The following is a 17178-nucleotide window of genomic DNA, read 5'->3' as shown; positions in this document are numbered from 1 at the left end:
TACCGCCGGCCAGCATCGCGTACGCCGCGGTGGCCCGCAACGCCGGCCGGCGCGCACGGCGAGGGACGATGGTTGCCGGCCGGCACTAGGTTGTCGGTGGTCAGCAGCGAGGAGGCCGGGATGCGGGTACTGGTGGTCGAGGACGAGCGCAACCTCGCCGACGCGATCGCACGGGGGTTGCGCAAGCGGGGGATGGCGGTCGACGTGGCGTACGACGGCGACGCCGGCCACGAGGCGGCGTTCATCACCAGGTACGACGTGGTGGTGCTCGACCGCGACCTGCCGGGTGTGCACGGCGACCAGATCTGCGCCGACCTGGCGGCCTCCGGCGCGTTGACCCGGGTGCTGATGCTCACCGCCAGCGGCACTGTGGCCGACCGGGTGGAGGGGTTGCAGCTCGGCGCGGACGACTACCTGCCCAAACCGTTCGCCTTCGACGAGCTGGTCGCCCGGGTGCAGGCGCTGGGCCGGCGGGCCACCCCGGCCGCGCCGCCGGTGCTCGAACTGGCCGACCTGGTGCTCGATCCGGCCCGCCGGGTGGCCACCCGCGCGGGGGTGCCGGTGGACCTCACCAACAAGGAGTTCGGTGTGCTCAGCGAACTGCTCAAGGCGCGGGGCGCGGTGGTTTCCAGCGAGGAGCTGCTGGAACGGGTCTGGGACGCGAACACCGACCCGTTCACCACCATCGTCCGGGTCACGGTGATGACGCTCCGTAAGAAGCTCGGTGACCCGCCGTTGATCGAGACGGTGGTCGGCGCGGGCTACCGCACCGCCGAGGCGAGCGCATGAGCCGGCGGTTGCGACCCACCCTGCGGTTGCGGCTGACACTGCTCAACGGGGTGCTGCTGATCGGGGCCGGAGCGATCCTGGTGTTGCTGGCCTGGTTGCTGGTCCGCGACGCGTTGCGACCCACCGACGAGTTGGTGCCCGGCACGATGGTGCTGCTCTCCGACGGCCGGCAGATGGACGCCGCCCAGTGGCAGCGGCAGTTGGTCGATGCCGCCTCCGGGGAGCTGCTGGCCAAGGGCCTGGTCGCGCTGCTGGCGATCAGCGTGGTCGGGGTGGCCGGCGCGTACGCGGTGGCCGGTCGGGCGTTACGCCCACTGCACCAGGTCACGGCGACCGCCCAGCGGCTCGGTGAGGCGACCCTGGACCAGCGGATCGGTTACTCGGGCGCCGACGACGAGGTGGCCGAGCTGGCCAAGACGTTCGACGCCATGCTGGACCGGATCGCGTCCGCCTTCGAGGCCCAGAAGCGCTTCGTGGCGAACGCGTCGCACGAGCTGCGTACCCCGCTCGCCGTGATGCGGACGGAAATTGACGTGACGCTCAGCGACGACGACGCGGACACCGCCGAGTACCGACGGATGGCGACAGTGGTCCGCGACGCCTCCGAGCGGGCCAACGGCCTGGTGGACGCGCTGCTGGTGCTGGCCCGCAGCGAGGCGCAGGCTGGGCGGCAACTGGGCCGGCGTACCGAGTGTGACCTCGCCGCGGGCACCGCCAACGCACTGTCGGCGATGCGCCGCGAGGTGGAACGGATCGGCCTGCGGGTGCAGACGTCGCTGGAGTCGGCGCCGGTCGTCGGCGACCCGGGGCTGCTCGACCGGCTGGCCGGAAACCTGATCGAGAACGCGGTCCGCTACAACCACCTGCACGGGCGGCTCTGGGTGCGTACCGGCACCGACGGTGACCGGTCCTGGCTGGTGGTGGGGAACACCGGTTTCGAGGTGGACCAGGCCGACGTGCCGGGGCTGTTCGAGCCGTTCCGCCGTGGTGGCCGGGAACGCACCGGAGCTCGTGGCTCCGGCCTGGGGCTGTCCATCGTCCGGGCGGTCTGCACCGCGCACGGCGGCGCCGTACGGGTGGTCGCGCAGCCCGGCGGTGGCCTTGAGGTGACTGTCACCCTGCCGTCGTCGGATGCCCCGGCCGTGCCCGCAACGGTGTCGGTCGCCGGCTGATCGGGGTTGCGCGCCCCGCGCGGCCGGTGGCAAGATCGCCGGGTCAGCTCGGAGAGTGGAAGGGGGTGCGCGATGTCCATCAGTCAAGGCTCCGCACCCCGGGTCCTCGCAGGCTGACCCCCGGCGGCGGAGCGTCCCCATCCGAAGATGGAGAGACCACCCGTGCATCCACGGATCCGCAACATCAGTTTCGACTGCCACGACACGTACACCCTGGCCGGCTTCTGGTCGGCGGTGCTCGGCTACGCCCGGCTCCCGCAGGACGTTCCGGGTGACCCGGAAGCTGCCCTGCTGCCGCCGGACGGTGCCACGCCGAACATGTTCTTCCAAGCGGTGCCCGAGGACAAGGTGACCAAGAACCGGGTCCACATCTGCCTGGAACCGGTCGACCGGACCCGCGACGAGGAAGTCGAGCGGGTGCTCGGCCTCGGGGCCACGATGGTCGCCGACCAGCGGCGCACCGACGGGACGGGCTGGGCGGTTCTCGCCGACCCGGAGGGGAACGAGTTCTGCGTGCTCCGCAGCGCCGGGGAGCGGGTCGACACCACTGTGGAGGACCAGGCATGAGTTCGACGATTCACAACATCAGCATTGACTGTCACGACACGTACGCCCTCGCCGGCTTCTGGTCGCAGGTCTTCGACTGCCCCCGGCAGCCCGACGACTTCCCCGGCGACCCGGAGGCGATGCTCCTGCCGCCGGGCGGCCCGGAGGTGCTGTTCATCGCGGTGCCCGAGGGCAAGTCGGTGAAGAACCGGCTGCACCTGGACCTGCAACCCGCCGACCGCACCCGGGCCGAGGAGGTCGAGCGGCTGCTCGGCATCGGCGCGAGGCTCGTCGCCGACCACGTCGGCCCGACCGGCGGTGGTTGGGTGGTGCTCGCCGACCCGGAGGGCAACGAGTTCTGCGTGCTCGGCAACGCCGCCGAGCGGGCCGCAGCGGCAGCGGCGCGGGCGGCGGCGGCGGGTGCCGAACCGGCCTGACAGTCGACGTACGCGGCACCGGGCGTCGGCCACCTTCGCGTGGCCGGCGCCCGGTGCCACGCTAGTGGCCGCCGTGCCAACTGCGGCCGGTCGGCGCGCTTCAGCAGAGCAACAGAGGCCCCGGCCACCCGAGGGTGGCCGGGGCCCCGGTCTCGCACGGATCAGGACTGCTGCTCGACCTGGCCCCGGATCGTGGTGAACTCGGCCTTCGCCTGGTCGGCGGACTTGAAGTACATCACCACCATGCCCAGGCTGCCCCGGTCGGCCCAGACGCAGATGCCCAGCGGCACGGTCGCGGCCTTGCCGTCGCCGCAGCGCGCCTCGCCGCCGAGCGGGCCGGCGTCGACTGCCGTCATCGTGTCCACGGTCAGTTGCTTGGACAGGCCGTCCACATAGGCGTCGAGTTCCTTCTTCGGGTCCGACAGCAGCCCGGAGACGCCCGCGATCATGACGAGGTCCTGCTTGGTCGGGTCGCCGTAGAAGGCGGCGATGGTGCTCGTCTCGTTCCCCGCCGCCGTCTTCATCCCGGCGACCGCCTGCTCGGCAGCACTCTGGAGCTCCGGGTTGGTCAGCTTCGGCCGGCCGGCGAGGGTGGCCGGCGCGACCACCCGGGTCTTGCTGGCGTCCACCACGGCGCCCACGTCGTCCTTGACGACGAGCCAGGTGATCGCCGCGCCGCCGACGCAGAGCACCAGCACCACCGCCAACACGATCAGCACGATCTTGCCGACGTTCGACTTCTTCGCCGGGGGCGGGCCGCCGGCCAGGTTCGGGTCACCGTACGGCTGACCCGGTTGCGCGGGCGGGAAACCGGGCTGCGCGGGCGGGAAGCCCGGCTGCGCGGGTGGGTAGCCAGCGGGCTGCTGCGGCTGTCCCTGCTGCTGCGGCGGCGGCCAGCCACCAGGCTGCTGGCCCGGCTGCTGCGACGGGTCGGGGGAATCGTGCGGCGGGCCGTAGGGATTGGCCGGCGGCTGGGACATCAGTCAGCTCCAAGATGGGGGTGCAAAACGCGTGATCCCAACCCGGCGCGGCGCCCCCCGTCGTACCCGCGAAAACCGCACCCAGCAGTTCTCTGATCACAAACGGTCGCGGTGGCCGGGTCCGTCCACCAGGGACGGTCCGACCACCGCGACTGTGGTGCTGCGATCTCGTCAGGCCGGCAGGCTCGCCGCACCGGCCGGCAGGAACCGCTGGCCGGTGACCCGCTCGGAGGTGCCGGTCCGGTCCAGGTACGGCGTGACGCCGCCCAGGTGGAACGGCCAGCCAGCGCCCAGGATCATGCACAGGTCGATGTCCTGCGCCTCGGCGACCACACCCTCGTCCAGCATCAGCCGGATCTCCTGCGCGAGCGCGTCGAGGGCGTTCTGGCGTACCTGCTCTGCGGTCAGCGGCTGGTCACCGACCACGAGCAGCTTGGCGACCTCCTCGTTGACCTGGTCGTCGACCACGATCGGCTGCCCGGAGTCGGCGATCCGCTTGAGGTTCTCGCTGACCCCGAACCGGTCCGGATACGCGGCGTGCAGGGTGCCGCCCACGTGGTACGCAACGGCCGGCCCGACCAACTGGAGCAGGGCGAGCGGACGCATCGGCAGGCCCAGCGGGTCCAGTGCGCTGTTCGCCACGTCCAGCGGAGTGCCCGCGTCGACGGCGGCGAAGACGGTGCCCAAAAAGCGGGTGAGCAGCCGGTTCACCACGAACGCCGGAGCGTCCTTGACCAGCACGCTCGACTTCTTGAGCTGCTTGCCCACGGCGAACGCGGTCGCCAGGGTGACGTCGTCGGTGCGCTCGCCCCGAACGATCTCCAACAGCGGCAGCACCGCCACCGGGTTGAAGAAGTGGAAACCGACCACCCGCTCCGGGTGCTCCAACTCGGCGGCCATCTCGGTGATCGACAGCGAGCTGGTGTTGGTGGCGAGCACCGCCTCCGGAGAAACGATCTTCTCCAACTCGGCCCAGACCTGCTTCTTGACGCCCAGGTCCTCGAAGACCGCCTCGATGACGAAGTCCGCGTCGGCGAAGGCGCTCTTGTCGACAACGCCGCTGACCAGGCCGTACAGCTTGGCGGCGGTGCCCTTGTCCATCCGGCCCTTGGTGACGGCCTTCTCGATCTGGGTGTGCACGTAGCCGACGCCCTTGTCCACCCGGGACTGGTCGAGGTCGGTCATCACCACCGGCACCTGGAGGCGGCGGGCGAACAGCAGCGCCAGCTGGCTGGCCATCAGACCCGCGCCGACGATGCCGACCTTGGTGATCGTGCGAGCCAGGCCCTTGTCCGGTGCGCCGGCCGGGCGCTTGGCCCGCCGCTGCACCAGGTCGAACGCGTACAGGCCGCTGCGTAGCTCCTCGGAGAAGACCAGGTCGGCCAGGGCCTCGTCCTCGGCGGCGGTGCCGGCGGCGAAGTCGCCGTCCTTCGCCGTCTCCAGCAGGTCGAGCGCCTTGTACGCGGCCGGGACCGCGCCGTGCAGCCGCTGGTTCAGCGTCTCCCGGGCGAAGTAGAGCACGCCCGCCCACATGTCCTTGTCGACGGCGGGTCGGGTCACTGTGACCTGGCCCCGGACCACGCCGGCGGCCCACTCCAGGGACCGCTCCAGGAAGTCCGCCGGCTCCAGCAGGATGTCCGCGATGCCCAGCTCGGCAGCCTGCTTCGGCTTGAGCATCTTGTTCTGCATCAGCGGGTTCTGGATGATCACCTGGGTCGCCGCGGGGATGCCGATCAGGTTCGGCAGCAACTGGGTGCCGCCCCAGCCGGGCACCAGACCGAGGGAGACCTCGGGCAGCGCGAGGGCTGCCGCGCCGCCGGAGAGCGTCCGGTAGTGGCAGTGCAACGCCAGCTCCAGGCCACCGCCCATCGCCGCGCCATTGACGAACGCGAAGGTGGGGACGCTGCTGTCCTTGAGCCGGGCGAAGACCCGGTGGCCGAGCCGGCCGATCTCCAGCGCCTGCGCGCGATCGGCGAGCTGCGGCAGGCCGACGATGTCCGCGCCCACGCAGAAGATGTACGGCTTGCCGGTGACCGCGATGAACGCCGGGTCGGCGGCGAGCGCGGCGGTGATCGCCTCGTCCAGGCTGGCCAACCCACCCGGGCCGAAGGTGTTCGGCTTGGTGTGGTCGAAGCCGTTGTCCAGCGTGATCAGGGCGGCGGGCCGGTCCAGCCCCGGCACGTTCACCTGGCGCAGGAGCGCCCGGGTGACGACCTCGTTCGGTGCCTTCACTTGTTGCCACCCTCCCAGTGCGGGTTCTCCCAGATGACAGTGCCGCCCATGCCGATGCCGATGCACATCGCCGTGAGGCCGTACCGGACCTCGGGGTGCTCGGCGAACTGGCGGGCCAGCTGCGTCATCAGCCGCACGCCGGAGGAGGCCAGCGGGTGACCGATGGCGATAGCGCCGCCCCACGGGTTGACCCGCGCGTCGTCGTCGGCGATGCCGAAGTGGTCCAGGAAGGCGAGCACCTGCACCGCGAACGCCTCGTTCAGCTCGAACAGGCCGATGTCGTCGATGCTGAGCCCGGCGAGGCGCAGCGCCTTCTCCGTCGACGGGATCGGGCCGACGCCCATCACCTCCGGTTCGACTCCGACGAAGCCGAACGACACCAGCCGCATGGCGACTGGCAGGCCCAGCTCGCGGGCGGTGGCCTCGTCGGCCAGCAGACTCGCGGTGGCGCCGTCGTTCAGGCCGGCCGCGTTGCCCGCGGTGACCTTGCCGTGCGGGCGGAACGGGGTCTTCAGGGTGCCGAGCTTCTCCATCGAGGTGTCCCGCGGGGCCTCGTCGACAGTTGCCAGGCCCCAACCGCCCTCCGCGTCGCGGATGGACATCGACACCAGGTCGTCCTGGAGCTTGCCGTTGGCGTACGCCTTGGCGGTCTTCTGCTGCGAGGCGAGCGCGAACGCGTCGGTGCGTGCCTTGGTGATGTGCGGGACCAGGTCGTGCAGGTTCTCCGCGGTGGCGCCCATCACCAGCGCGGACGGGTCGACCAGCTTCTCCGCGATGATGCGCGGGTTGGGGTCGACGCCCTCACCCATCGGGTGGCGGCCCATGTGCTCGACGCCACCGGCGATGGCGATGTCGTACGCGCCCATGGCGATGCCGCTGGCCACTGTGGTGACCGCTGTCATCGCCCCCGCGCACATCCGGTCGATGGCGAAGCCGGGGACGGTCTTGGGCAGTCCGGCCAGCAGGGCGGCGGTGCGGCCGATGGTGAGGCCCTGGTCGCCGATCTGGGTGGTGGCCGCGATGGCGACCTCCTCGACCCGCTCCGGGGGCAGCTGCGGATTGCGACGCAGCAGTTCCCGGATGCAGCGGATCACCAGGTCGTCGGCGCGGGTGTTGGCGTACATGCCACCCGCCTTGCCGAACGGGGTGCGGACGCCGTCGACGAAGACGACGTCGCGAACTTCACGGGGCACTTGAGCCTCCTATTCGACCGTGATTCGGCCTTCGCGCCGGGCGGCACGCCGGACCGGAACAAGGGTCGCCGACACGGGCACGTTTCCCTCGGATGCTACTCGCCAGTAACCAAACCCGTCCCCACCCCCGCCTGTGGCCCACCCCACACCACCCCCAATCCGCCAGCTCCCGTCGATCATGAAGTTGTTGTCGGGACACGCCGGTCCCGATGGCAACAACTTCATGATCGACCGCGGTGGGGTGGGGTGGGGTGGGTGGTTAGGGGGGTGGGGTTTTGGGGGTCAGGGCTTCGGTCAGGTCGAGGATGAGGAGGCCGATCTGCCACTCGCGGGCGTTGAGGCCGCGGAGGGTCTCCGCCACCGACTCCTCGGTGATCTCCTCCGGCGGGGTCCAGGCCAGCCGGCGGACCGAATCCGGAGTGATCAGGTTCTCCGGCGGAAGGTTGTGCTCACCGGCGATGCGGATCACGACCTCCCGGCAGCGGGCCAGCCGACCGGCCGCCACCGGGTCCCGCTCAGCCCATCGGTGCGGCGGAGGCGGGCCCTCCACCGCGGGGGAGACCGGCAGGGAATCCTCCGGTAGCTGCCGGGCGTCGTCGAGCGCGGCGAGCCAGGTGCGGGCCAGCCGACGGACCGACCGGCCACCGAAGCCGGGCAGGGTCAGCAGGGTCTTCTCGTCCTTCGGGTCCAGCTCGGCCGCGGCGATGATCGCCGAGTCGGGCAGCACCCGACCGGGAGCGGCGTCCCGCCGGGCCGCGATCTGGTCCCGCGCGTACCACATCGAGCGGACCCGGGCCTGGGCCCGCGCCCCCCGCAGCCGGTGGATGCCCGAAGTGCGCCGCCACGGCTCCGCCCGAACCCGGGGCGGGCGTGCCCCGGTGCGGACCAGTGCGGCGAACTCCTCAGCGGCCCAGGCCGACTTGCCCTGCCGGGTCAACTCGGCGTCCAGCGCGTCGCGCAGGTCGGTGAGCAGCTCCACGTCGAGGGCGGCGTACGTCAACCACGACTCGGGCAGCGGTCGGCTCGACCAGTCCGCCGCCGAATGGTGCTTCTCCAGCGTGAACCCGAGCAGCTGCTCGGTGAGCGCGGCCAGCCCGACGCGTTCGAACCCGGCCAGCCGAGCCGCCAGCTCGGTGTCGAACAGTCGGCGTGGACGCAACCCGACCTCGGCCAGGCAGGGCAGATCCTGGCTGGCCGCGTGGAGCACCCACTCGGCCTCACCGATCACCGCGTCCAGCGCGCTGAGGTCCGGCAGGGGCAGCGGGTCGATCAGCGCCGTGCCCGCACCGGCCCGGCGAAGTTGCACCAGGTACGCGCGCTGGCTGTAGCGGTAGCCGGAAGCCCGTTCGGCGTCCAGCGCGACCGGGCCGGTGCCCGCTGCGAAGCGGGCCACGACCTCGGCGAGCTCGGCCGGGGCGGCCACCGGATCGGGGGTGCCGTCACGCGGGGCGATCAGCGGAACGGGCCCACCGTCGGCCGGGTCGGCCCCCTCGCCCGCCGGCTGCGGCTGGGCCGACGGCGGGTGCTGGGGTGCGTTTCCCGGAAGTTCTTCGGTGGGCCGACGGCGCAGGGGTGGTTCGTCGGTCACCTGCCAACCCTAGTGCGCGCGGAGATCCGGCGGGTGCAGCCGGTCCGGCGTGTGTCCAAGAGGTGTCCACAAGATGTCCCGGGTGCCCGGTCCCACCCCGTCGATCATGGACTTGTGGTGCCCCGCAAATGCCACGAAACGCCATCTTTCGCCCACCACCACTCCATGGTCGACGCGGAAAAGGCGGTGCGGGCGGGCAGGGCTGGTGGGGTGAGGGCTGGTCAGGCAGCGCCGGCCGGGCGGCGGTCGGAGAGGGCGGTGACGCCGGGCGGGGGGAGACCGGCGGTGGAGGCGAGCAACGCGCACCAGCCGAGCAGGTGTGGGGTCAGATCGTCGTCGATCGGCGTCCAGGACGCGCGGATCTCGATGTCACCGATGGTCGGCGGGCCGGCGAGATCGCCGAACCGGGTCGACATGGTCTGCGTCACCGTTCCGCCGATCGCCCGATGGCGTGCGTCCTGGGTGTCCAACGCGTCGGTCAGCCACGTCCAGCCGACCCCTGGCAGCAGCGGGTCGGCGGCCAGATCGACCTCCAACTCGGCGGTCACGTAGGTGACCAGCCGCAGGGTGCCCTGCCACGCCTCGTGCCCGACCGGGTTGTGCAGCAGGATCAGCCGGCCGGTCGCCACCTCGTCGTCATCGCGCAGCACTGTCGCGGCGAGCGCGAACGCGTACGGGGCCAGCCGCTGGGGGGCGCCGACCTCCTCCAGGGTGATCTCCGGCCGAGGGGCGGCCGACCGCAGCCCGGCGACCGCTCGGGCGAACGTCTCCGGGAGCGCGATCGGGGGGGCCATGTCGGCAGCCTATGCCGACGCCCGCCCCCCGCTTCGACGGCGCGCCGACGCTCACCGAGGGGCCCTCGCTTCGACGCCGAGGTAAGGAACGGTGCCCTTCCTCTCACCCCCACCCTGTCGGAGGTGGTGGGCGTGGCACGATTGCGGCGATGACCACGGACACCACGGGCACTGTCGCCCGAGACGGAGAATCCCGCCCCGGCGGACCGGCCGACTCGCCCTTCATCCGGGCCTGCCGACGTCGGCCCGTCCCGCACACCCCGGTCTGGTTCATGCGCCAGGCCGGCCGCTCCCTCCCGGAGTACCGGGAGATCCGGGCGAGCGTGCCGATGCTGGAGTCCTGCCGGCGCCCGGAGCTGGTCACCGAGATCACCCTCCAGCCGGTGCGCCGCCACGGCGTGGACGCGGCGATCCTGTTCAGCGACATCGTGGTGCCCGTCGCCGCGGCCGGAGTCGACCTGGACATCGTGCCGGGCACCGGCCCGGTGGTCGCCGAGCCGATCCGCACCGCCGCCGACGTGGAGCGGATCCGCCTGATCACCCGCGACGACGTCTCGTACGTGGACGAGGCAGTCCGGCAGTTGGTGATCGAGCTCGGGGACACCCCGCTGATCGGTTTCGCCGGTGCGCCGTTCACGCTGGCCAGCTACCTCGTCGAGGGCGGGCCGTCGCGCACCCACGCGAAGACCAAGGCCCTGATGTACGGCGATCCGGAGCTGTGGCACGCGCTCTGCGCCCGACTGGCCGAGGTGACGCTGGCCTTCCTGCGGGTGCAGATCGAGGCCGGCGTCTCCGCCGTGCAGCTGTTCGACTCGTGGGCCGGCGCGCTCTCCGAGGCCGACTACCGCCGTTTCGTGCTGCCGCACTCCACCACAGTGCTGAGCGGGTTGGCGTACGCCGGGGTGCCCCGGATCCACTTCGGGGTGGGCACCGCCGAGCTGCTCGGCGCGATGGGCGAGGCCGGGGCCGACGTGGTCGGGGTCGACTGGCGTACGCCGCTGGACGTGGCCACCGGCCGGATCGGCGCGGACAAGGCGGTACAGGGCAACCTGGACCCGTGCGTGCTGCTCGCGCCGTGGCCGGTCGTCGAGGCCGAGGTGCGCCGCATCCTGGAGCAGGGCCGGGCGGCCCCCGGGCACGTGTTCAACCTCGGCCACGGGGTGCTGCCGGAGACCGACCCGGAGGTGTTGACCCGGGTGGTCGCGCTGGTGCACGAGCTGTCCAGCCGCCGAGCCGACCAGGGCTGACCGGGAATGCGGCGGCCCTGGCGGGTGGCGGTGGTCGGCGGCGGGATCGCCGGTCTGGCCGCCGCGGTCCGCCTGCGCGACAGCGCACCGGCCGGCACCGAGATCACCGTGTACGAGCAGTCCGGCGTGCTCGGCGGGAAGCTACGCACCGGGGAGCTGGCCGGCCAGCCGGTGGAGTTCGGCGCGGAGTCGTTCCTGATGCGCGGCCCGACCGGCGCCGAGAGCGCGGCGGTGGCGTTGGCCCGCCGGCTCGGGCTGGCCGAGAAGATCGTGCACCCCACTGTGGGGCAGGCCGCGCTGGTCATCGACGGAGGGCTGCGCCCCATCCCGGGCGGCACCCTGGTGGGCGTACCCGGGGATCTGGATCGGGTGGCCACTGTCGCCCGCCCGGCCGCGGACGCCGACACCGACGGCGGTCGGCCGCTGGTCGGGCCGGACGCTGACGTCTCGGTGGGCGCGCTGGTCCGGTCCCGCTTCGGCAACGAGGTGGTCGAGCGGCTGGTCGACCCGATGCTGGGCGGCGTGTACGCAGGCCGCGCCGATGACCTTTCCCTGGTCACGACGATGCCGGCGCTGGCCCGTGCGGCCCGGGTGGAGCACACACTGGTCGGTGCGGTCCGGGCCGCCCAGGCCGCCGCACCGCGTGCGCCCGGCGCCCCGGTCTTCGGGACCCTCGCCGGTGGGCTGAGCACCCTGGTCGAGGCGGCGGTGACGGCCAGCGGCGCGACGGTACGGCGAAACGCCGCAGTGCGCGAGTTGACAGCGACCGACGCGGGTTGGCGGCTCACCGTCGGCCCGACCCGTGACCCTGTGCTGGTCGACGTGGACGCGGTGGTGCTGGCGGTGCCGGCGCGACCGGCGGCGCGGCTGCTCGCCGGGCCCGCGCCCGCGGTGGCGGCGGGCGTCGGAGCGCTGGACTACGCGAGCGTCGCGCTGGTCACCCTGGCGTTGCCGCAACCGCGCCTGCCCGAGCTGTCCGGCTTGCTGGTGCCGAGCACCGAGGGCCTGCTGATCAAGGCGGCGACCTTCTTCACCACCAAGTGGGGGCACCTGCGCCAGCCGGACGGGTTGGCACTGGTGCGCGCCTCGGTGGGCCGCTACGGCGAGGAGGCGCACCTTCAGCGCCCCGACGCGGACCTGGCGGCCACGGTGCACCGGGAGCTGTCGGCGGTGCTCGGCACCCCGCTGCCCGCCCCGGTCGACGGGCACGTGCAGCGGTGGGGCGGTGCGCTGCCGCAGTACGCGCCGGGGCACGCCGACCGGCTCGCCGCCGCGCGGGCGGCGCTGCGGGCGGCGCACCCCACAGTGGTCCTCGCCGGCGCCGGCTACGACGGCGTCGGCATCCCGGTCTGCGTCCGCTCTGGCGAGACGGCGGCCGAAGAGATCATCACAGCACTGGGAGGATCGGCGAGATGACCGAGCAGACCAACGCGGCCCGGTTGCGGGAGCTGAACGACAGCATCCGCTACACCATGTGGTCGGTGTTCCGGGCCAGTTCCCCGCTGCCGTCGCTGCGGGACAACGTCACCAGCGAGGTGGTGTCCCTCTTCGACGAGCTGGCCGGCAAGGACGTGGTGGTCCGGGGCGTGTACGACGTCTCCGGGCTGCGCGCCGACGCGGACGTGATGATCTGGTGGCACTCCGCGTCCCCCGACGCGCTCCAGGACGCTTACCTGCGGTTCCGCCGCACCACGCTGGGTCGGGCGCTGACCCCGGTGTGGTCGCAGATGGCGCTGCACCGGCCGGCGGAGTTCAACAAGAGTCACATTCCGGCGTTCCTGGCCGGTGAGGAGGCTCGCCCCTACATCTGTGTGTACCCGTTCGTCCGCTCCTACGAGTGGTACCTGCTGCCCGACGCCGAGCGGCGCGAGATGCTGGCCGAGCACGGCAAGATGGCCCGCGGCTACCCGGACGTGCGGGCCAACACCGTCGCCTCGTTCGCGCTCGGCGACTACGAGTGGATGCTCGCCTTCGAGGCCGACGAACTGCACCGGATCGTCGACCTGATGCGGGACCTGCGCGCCTCCGGCGCGCGCCGACACGTCCGCGAAGAGGTCCCGTTCTACACCGGCCGCCGTCGCTCGGTAGCCGAGATCGTCAACTGCCTAGTCTGACCCCCGCCCCTCGTCCCGCCCCGCCCCCGCCCCTCGCCCCTCGCCCCGCCCCGCCCTCGCCGATCTTGCGGTTTCTGTCCCGGCGAAAAGGGCATAAGCCGCGATCGGGCGACCGAAAGTGCAAGATCGCGGGAGGGTGGGGCGGGGGTGCGGCGCGGCTGGGTTAGAGGGGACGGAGCATGACCTGTTCGCCGTCGGGCGTCAGGTTGCCCGGCTCGTCGGTCATCCGGAAGCCGGCGCGGCGGTAGAGGGCCTTCGCTCGCGCGTTGTCGAGCCTGACGTTGAGCCTCAGCCGGGTGGCGCCGCGCTCGTGGGCCCACTGCGCCACCTCGTTCACCAGGCGGTCTGCGACTCCCGTGCCGCGGGCGTCGGGGTGCACCCACATCGAGATCAGGTCCATCATCAGCGGATCCGGTGTGGGCACACCGCTCGACATCCCGACCGGGTGCCCGTCCAGGACGGCCACCAGGTTGTGTGAGCTGGGGATGCTCAGCCGGTCGCGCCAGCGTTGCTCGCGGTCGCCGTCGCCCTGCCAGTCGGCGAGCCGGGAGCCGAACGCCCCCGGTGCCTCGGTGAGGGCGGCCAGCCGCAGTTCACGCCAGGTGGGCCAGTCGTCGGGGGTGAGCACCATGATCTCGATCATGCGGGAATGGTGCCCGGACGGACTGGCCGGCACCACCGCATATCCCGCCGGCCGGCGCCGCACCCCCGCCCGGGTGCGGCGCCGGACGGGGGTCAACTGGTCGTCGTACAGGAGACCAGCGGAACCGGGTTGCTGCCGTTCCACGAGCCGAGGAATCCGAACGTGGTGCTCGCTCCGGCGGCGAGGGTGCCGTTGTGCGCTGCGTTGCGCGCGGTGACCTGCGTGCCGCTGCTGCTGACCGTCGCGTTCCACGACGAGGTGACCTGCTGGCCGTTGGCGTAGTTCCAGCTCACCGACCAGCCCCGGGTCGGTGAACCACCGGCGGTCACCTTCACGTCGGCCTGGAAGCCACCGGACCACTGACCGGTCACCTGGTACGTCGCGGTGCAGGCACCGGCCGGCGGCGGGGTGCTCGGCGGGGGCGTGGTCGGCGGCGGGGTGGTGGGCGGCGGGGTCGTCGGCGGCGGGGTCGTCGGCGGGGTCGTCGGCGGGGGCGTGGTGGGCGGGTTGGTCGACCCGCCGCCGAAGTCGACGTCGCTGCACAGGTAGTACGACTGGTCGAAGTGGCTGGCCTGCCAGACGGTGTAGACGATGTGCCGTCCGGTGCGTCCCGGCGCGCTGACCGGGATCTGGATCGAGACACCACCGGTGTCCTGGTCCCACTGCGAGGCCGGGGTGTTGCCGATCTGGCCCGCCAGCTCCAGGTTCCCCCAGCCGAGCGGTTGGGTGGCGGAGTTGAAGCCCTGCTTGGTCACGTACACCCGGATGTAGTCGGCGCCGTGACTGGCCTGGTCGAAGAAGCGCAGCCGGAAGTTGTTCGACACCGATGTGGTCTTCCAGGCGCCGACGGTGTCCAGCGCGTTGTAACGAGGGCTCTGGGTGCGTCCGCCGCTGCACAGTTGGCCGTCGGGGACGGCGGCCTGGTGGTTGCCCCCGACACCCTCGCGGAACAGGCCGTTCCAGTTCCACATGGCGGCCGGGTCGGCCTGCCAGGCCTGCCAGCACATCGGGTCCTCGGTGGCCATCCGGGGGTTCTGGAAGTCACCGCCCCAGCGTTGCCAGCAGCTGTAGTTGCGCGAGGCCGGGTCGACGACCGAACCATGCGCGGAGGCGGGCTTGGCCAGGATGGTGGTCAGTGCGGTCGCCGACAGGAGCGTGGCGGTCGCCGCGACGGCGAACAGCCAGAGCACACGTCGTGATCGGGTGAGAGTGAACATGGAGCCCCCGGGGGGATGAGGTCGGACGTCGACACCCGGATCGTCGGGAGTTGCCCACTCCCGTGCCTAATCGCTGGCTCCCGCGATGGCGCTACCCGGCACCATGCCAGTTCGATCGTCAGCCGTCAATGGCATCGCGTCGCATCGGGGTGTGCGGGATGCCGTCCTCGACGTACTCAGGGCCGCTGACCGCGAAGCCGTGCCGGGAGTAGAACGCGACCAGGTGCGACTGGGCCTCCAGCACGCACCGCCGGTTGCCCACCACCTCCAGCGCCGCGGTCATCAGCCGGCCGGCGTGTCCGCCGCCGCGCGCCGCCGGGGCCACCACGACCCGACCGATCCGGGCGACACCGTCCGGGTCGGCCAGAATCCGCAGGTACGCCAGCGGTGCGCCGCCGTCGGTGAGCCAGATGTGCCGGGTGCCCGGCTCGACGTCCCGCCCGTCCAGCTCCGGGTACGGGCAGTTCTGCTCCACCACGAACACGTCGATGCGCAGTTTGAGCAGGTCGTGGAGGGTGCGGGCGGTCAGGTCGGCGAAGGAGGCCGTCCGGAGTTCGGTGGTCTGCTGGGGCACCCACCGATGGTAGGTCGGGCCTGTTCACCTGGGTCCGCCCGGTCGGGTACGGGGTAGGTGGCCGCGCCGGCGCGGTCAGGCCGGGCGAGCGCCGACGGCGTCGCGGATCTCGGCGCCCACCGCGCCCTCGACGGCGCGGGCGCAGTGCGCGCAGCAGAAGAAGCGGCCGTTGACCTCGACGCCGTGCCCGACGATCTTGACCTGGCAGTGCTCGCAGATCGGTGCCATGCGCTGGATCGCGCACTCGAACGAGTCGAAGGTGTGCACGTCGCCACTGACCGTGTGCACCTCGAACGCCATCCAGTAGTCGTTGCCGCAGACCTCGCAGGTTGCCACCGAAAACCTCCTCTAAGCGGACAAGTGCCTACAGAATCCCCCAGGCGGCTTCACCTCGAGGGCGGAACGTCGATGCCTGACCACTGCGGCGGCGTGTCGGCGTCGGCGTGTTGCCCGTTGTGCCAGGTGAACCGCCGCAACCCCCGGGAGGATCACCGTGATCAAGCGCAACAGGCTCTTCGGCAACCAGACCCGGGTCACCTTCTGTCTGCCCCGCGATGTCCCGCCCGGCCCGGTGAGCGTCGTCGGCTCCTTCAACGGCTGGCAGCCTGGTCGACACGAGTTGGTGGCCCGCCGCGACGGCACCAGGACGGTGACGGTGAAGCTGCCGCCGGGGGAGCACCGCTTCCGTTACCTCGGCACCGGCGGCGTCTGGTTGGACGACGAGTCGGCCGACCAGGTGGACGACCGGGGCAGCCTGCTCCGGCTCGGTTAGAAAAACTGCCGCCATCGATGTATTTATCGATGAGAGTCTTTACTGTTAACAATGTTTAAATTACTTTGAGGGGCACCTCACCGCACCTGGAGAAGGAGCTGCCCCGATGCGTCGAAGAATCACCATCCCGCTGGTGGCGGCGGGCGCCGTCGCCGCCACCCTCACCGTCGCCGCCCCCGCGCAGGCGCACGGCTACGTCTCCGCCCCACCGAGCCGGCAGGCGCTCTGCGCGCAGGGCCGGGTGCCCGACTGCGGGCAGATCAAGTACGAGCCGCAGAGCGTCGAAGGGCCCAAGGGCCTGCGCAGCTGCAATGCCGGAATCGCCCAGTTCGCCGTCCTCAACGACGACAGTCGGGGCTGGCCGGCCACCTCGGTGGGCAGCTCACTGACCTTCACCTGGGTGAACACCGCCCGGCACGCCACCAGCAACTGGGAGTACTGGATCGGCAACACCCGGGTCGGCGTGGTGAACGGCAACGGCCAGCAGCCGGGCGCCACCGTGTCGCACAACGTCAATCTCGGCGGCTTCTCCGGCCGGCAGAAGATCCTCGCGGTGTGGAACATCTCCGACACGGCGAACGCCTTCTACTCCTGCATCGACGTGCAGATCGGCGGCGGAGGGTCGAACCCGACACCCACCCCCACCACCTCACCCACCCCACGGCCCACCCCGACCGCGACGCCGACCACTCCGCCAGCGCCGGGCGGCAGTTGGACGACGGGCCGGGCCTACCAGGTCGGCGACCAGGTCACCTACGGCGGAGCGACGTACCGCTGCCGGCAGGCGCACACCGCGATCCCGGGCTGGGAGCCGCCGAACGTACCGGCGCTCTGGCTCCAGGTCTGACCGCACGGGTGCGGCCCCTGGTCGCACCCGTGT

General features: G+C 71.9%; 18 protein-coding genes. 9 read left to right on the top strand and 9 right to left on the bottom strand.

Annotated elements, in window-relative coordinates; translation table 11 throughout:
* The first annotated feature begins 120 nt into the window (after positions 1 to 120).
* From AB0B94_RS23515 to AB0B94_RS23500, 4 genes are all read left to right on the top strand, one after another.
* The gene (locus AB0B94_RS23515; RefSeq protein ID WP_357283989.1) at positions 121 to 789 is read left to right on the top strand and encodes a response regulator transcription factor; all 669 of its coding nucleotides are present in this window, start codon (positions 121 to 123) and stop codon (positions 787 to 789) included.
* Entirely contained in the window at positions 786 to 1961 is a 1176-nt protein-coding gene (locus tag AB0B94_RS23510; protein ID WP_357283985.1) for a HAMP domain-containing sensor histidine kinase, read from the top strand. Before AB0B94_RS23515 ends, AB0B94_RS23510 begins: the two co-directional genes overlap by 4 nt.
* A gap of 147 nt (positions 1962 to 2108) precedes the next feature.
* A complete protein-coding gene (locus AB0B94_RS23505; protein ID WP_357283980.1) occupies positions 2109 to 2528 on the top strand; it encodes a VOC family protein in 420 nt (139 codons plus the stop codon).
* Positions 2525 to 2944, top strand: a complete 420-nt coding sequence (locus tag AB0B94_RS23500; RefSeq protein ID WP_357283977.1) for a VOC family protein — start codon at positions 2525 to 2527, stop codon at positions 2942 to 2944. Before AB0B94_RS23505 ends, AB0B94_RS23500 begins: the two co-directional genes overlap by 4 nt.
* 161 nt (positions 2945 to 3105) lie before the next feature.
* Here AB0B94_RS23500 and AB0B94_RS23495 read toward each other — a convergent pair whose 3' ends face one another.
* The 5 genes from AB0B94_RS23495 to AB0B94_RS23475 form a co-directional block, all read right to left on the bottom strand.
* Positions 3106 to 3924 (bottom strand): hypothetical protein, encoded by an 819-nt coding sequence (locus AB0B94_RS23495; RefSeq protein WP_357283972.1) that lies wholly within the window; start codon positions 3922 to 3924, stop codon positions 3106 to 3108.
* 171 nt (positions 3925 to 4095) lie between these two features.
* Positions 4096 to 6156 carry a 3-hydroxyacyl-CoA dehydrogenase NAD-binding domain-containing protein gene (locus AB0B94_RS23490; protein WP_357283969.1) on the bottom strand — a complete coding sequence of 687 codons (2061 nt, stop codon included), beginning with the start codon at positions 6154 to 6156 and terminating at the stop codon, positions 4096 to 4098.
* The gene (locus AB0B94_RS23485) at positions 6153 to 7349 is read right to left on the bottom strand and encodes a thiolase family protein (RefSeq protein ID WP_357283965.1); all 1197 of its coding nucleotides are present in this window, start codon (positions 7347 to 7349) and stop codon (positions 6153 to 6155) included. Before AB0B94_RS23485 ends, AB0B94_RS23490 begins: the two co-directional genes overlap by 4 nt.
* A 259-nt stretch (positions 7350 to 7608) precedes the next feature.
* Positions 7609 to 8937, bottom strand: coding sequence for a ribonuclease D (locus AB0B94_RS23480; RefSeq protein WP_357283962.1), 1329 nt, complete (start codon positions 8935 to 8937; stop codon positions 7609 to 7611).
* A 221-nt stretch (positions 8938 to 9158) separates the two neighbouring features.
* Positions 9159 to 9731, bottom strand: a complete 573-nt coding sequence (locus AB0B94_RS23475) for a DUF3000 domain-containing protein (RefSeq protein WP_357283958.1) — start codon at positions 9729 to 9731, stop codon at positions 9159 to 9161.
* Positions 9732 to 9880: 149 nt separating this feature from the next.
* Between AB0B94_RS23475 and hemE the strand changes: the two genes are divergently transcribed.
* The 3 genes from hemE to hemQ are packed head-to-tail and all read left to right on the top strand — an operon-like array spanning position 9881 to position 13092.
* Positions 9881 to 10978, top strand: a complete 1098-nt coding sequence (gene hemE / locus AB0B94_RS23470; RefSeq protein ID WP_357283954.1) for a uroporphyrinogen decarboxylase — start codon at positions 9881 to 9883, stop codon at positions 10976 to 10978.
* A 6-nt stretch (positions 10979 to 10984) separates the two neighbouring features.
* On the top strand, positions 10985 to 12394 hold the full coding sequence (gene hemG / locus AB0B94_RS23465; protein WP_357283951.1) for a protoporphyrinogen oxidase: 1410 nt from the start codon (positions 10985 to 10987) through the stop codon (positions 12392 to 12394).
* Positions 12391 to 13092, top strand: coding sequence for a hydrogen peroxide-dependent heme synthase (hemQ, locus tag AB0B94_RS23460; RefSeq protein WP_124815204.1), 702 nt, complete (start codon positions 12391 to 12393; stop codon positions 13090 to 13092). Before hemG ends, hemQ begins: the two co-directional genes overlap by 4 nt.
* A 163-nt stretch (positions 13093 to 13255) precedes the next feature.
* On the opposite strand, the gene AB0B94_RS23455 is transcribed toward hemQ, so the two are convergent.
* The 4 genes from AB0B94_RS23455 to AB0B94_RS23440 all read right to left on the bottom strand — a co-directional run bounded on the left by AB0B94_RS23455 (position 13256) and on the right by AB0B94_RS23440 (position 15862).
* Positions 13256 to 13735 carry a GNAT family N-acetyltransferase gene (locus tag AB0B94_RS23455; RefSeq protein WP_357283944.1) on the bottom strand — a complete coding sequence of 160 codons (480 nt, stop codon included), beginning with the start codon at positions 13733 to 13735 and terminating at the stop codon, positions 13256 to 13258.
* A gap of 92 nt (positions 13736 to 13827) precedes the next feature.
* A complete protein-coding gene (locus tag AB0B94_RS23450) occupies positions 13828 to 14952 on the bottom strand; it encodes a lytic polysaccharide monooxygenase (protein WP_357283939.1) in 1125 nt (374 codons plus the stop codon).
* Between the two features lie 118 nt (positions 14953 to 15070).
* A complete protein-coding gene (locus AB0B94_RS23445; protein WP_357283935.1) occupies positions 15071 to 15526 on the bottom strand; it encodes a GNAT family N-acetyltransferase in 456 nt (151 codons plus the stop codon).
* A 75-nt stretch (positions 15527 to 15601) separates the two neighbouring features.
* The gene (locus AB0B94_RS23440; RefSeq protein ID WP_091400670.1) at positions 15602 to 15862 is read right to left on the bottom strand and encodes a Prokaryotic metallothionein; all 261 of its coding nucleotides are present in this window, start codon (positions 15860 to 15862) and stop codon (positions 15602 to 15604) included.
* Positions 15863 to 16019: 157 nt separating this feature from the next.
* On the opposite strand from AB0B94_RS23440, the gene AB0B94_RS23435 reads away from it, so the two are divergent.
* Positions 16020 to 16298: an isoamylase early set domain-containing protein gene (locus AB0B94_RS23435; RefSeq protein ID WP_238671880.1), complete on the top strand. Its 279-nt coding sequence runs from the start codon at positions 16020 to 16022 to the stop codon at positions 16296 to 16298.
* 106 nt (positions 16299 to 16404) lie between these two features.
* A complete protein-coding gene (locus AB0B94_RS23430; protein ID WP_238671881.1) occupies positions 16405 to 17145 on the top strand; it encodes a lytic polysaccharide monooxygenase in 741 nt (246 codons plus the stop codon).
* Positions 17146 to 17178: the final 33 nt, after the last annotated feature.

Origin of the sequence: Micromonospora sp. NPDC048986 (genome assembly GCF_040649335.1) — a bacterium.
In the GTDB taxonomy this organism is placed as follows: Bacteria; Actinomycetota; Actinomycetes; order Mycobacteriales; family Micromonosporaceae; genus Micromonospora; species Micromonospora alfalfae.
The sequence above is the reverse complement of the archived record's forward strand: the minus strand, read 5'-3'. Positions and strand labels throughout refer to the sequence as shown.

Excerpts from the sequence above, each read along its gene's own strand:
- hemQ (WP_124815204.1), top strand. The coding sequence starts at position 12,391 with ATGACCGAGCAGACCAACGCGGCCCGGTTGCGGGAGCTGAACGACAGC.
- AB0B94_RS23510 (WP_357283985.1), top strand. The coding sequence starts at position 786 with ATGAGCCGGCGGTTGCGACCCACCCTGCGGTTGCGGCTGACACTGCTC.
- AB0B94_RS23500 (WP_357283977.1), top strand. The coding sequence starts at position 2,525 with ATGAGTTCGACGATTCACAACATCAGCATTGACTGTCACGACACGTAC.
- AB0B94_RS23505 (WP_357283980.1), top strand. The coding sequence starts at position 2,109 with ATGGAGAGACCACCCGTGCATCCACGGATCCGCAACATCAGTTTCGAC.
- hemE (WP_357283954.1), top strand. The coding sequence starts at position 9,881 with ATGACCACGGACACCACGGGCACTGTCGCCCGAGACGGAGAATCCCGC.
- AB0B94_RS23450 (WP_357283939.1), bottom strand. The coding sequence starts at position 14,952 with ATGTTCACTCTCACCCGATCACGACGTGTGCTCTGGCTGTTCGCCGTC.
- AB0B94_RS23495 (WP_357283972.1), bottom strand. The coding sequence starts at position 3,924 with ATGTCCCAGCCGCCGGCCAATCCCTACGGCCCGCCGCACGATTCCCCC.
- AB0B94_RS23475 (WP_357283958.1), bottom strand. The coding sequence starts at position 9,731 with ATGGCCCCCCCGATCGCGCTCCCGGAGACGTTCGCCCGAGCGGTCGCC.
- hemG (WP_357283951.1), top strand. The coding sequence starts at position 10,985 with ATGCGGCGGCCCTGGCGGGTGGCGGTGGTCGGCGGCGGGATCGCCGGT.
- AB0B94_RS23430 (WP_238671881.1), top strand. The coding sequence starts at position 16,405 with ATGCGTCGAAGAATCACCATCCCGCTGGTGGCGGCGGGCGCCGTCGCC.
- AB0B94_RS23515 (WP_357283989.1), top strand. The coding sequence starts at position 121 with ATGCGGGTACTGGTGGTCGAGGACGAGCGCAACCTCGCCGACGCGATC.
- AB0B94_RS23455 (WP_357283944.1), bottom strand. The coding sequence starts at position 13,735 with ATGATCGAGATCATGGTGCTCACCCCCGACGACTGGCCCACCTGGCGT.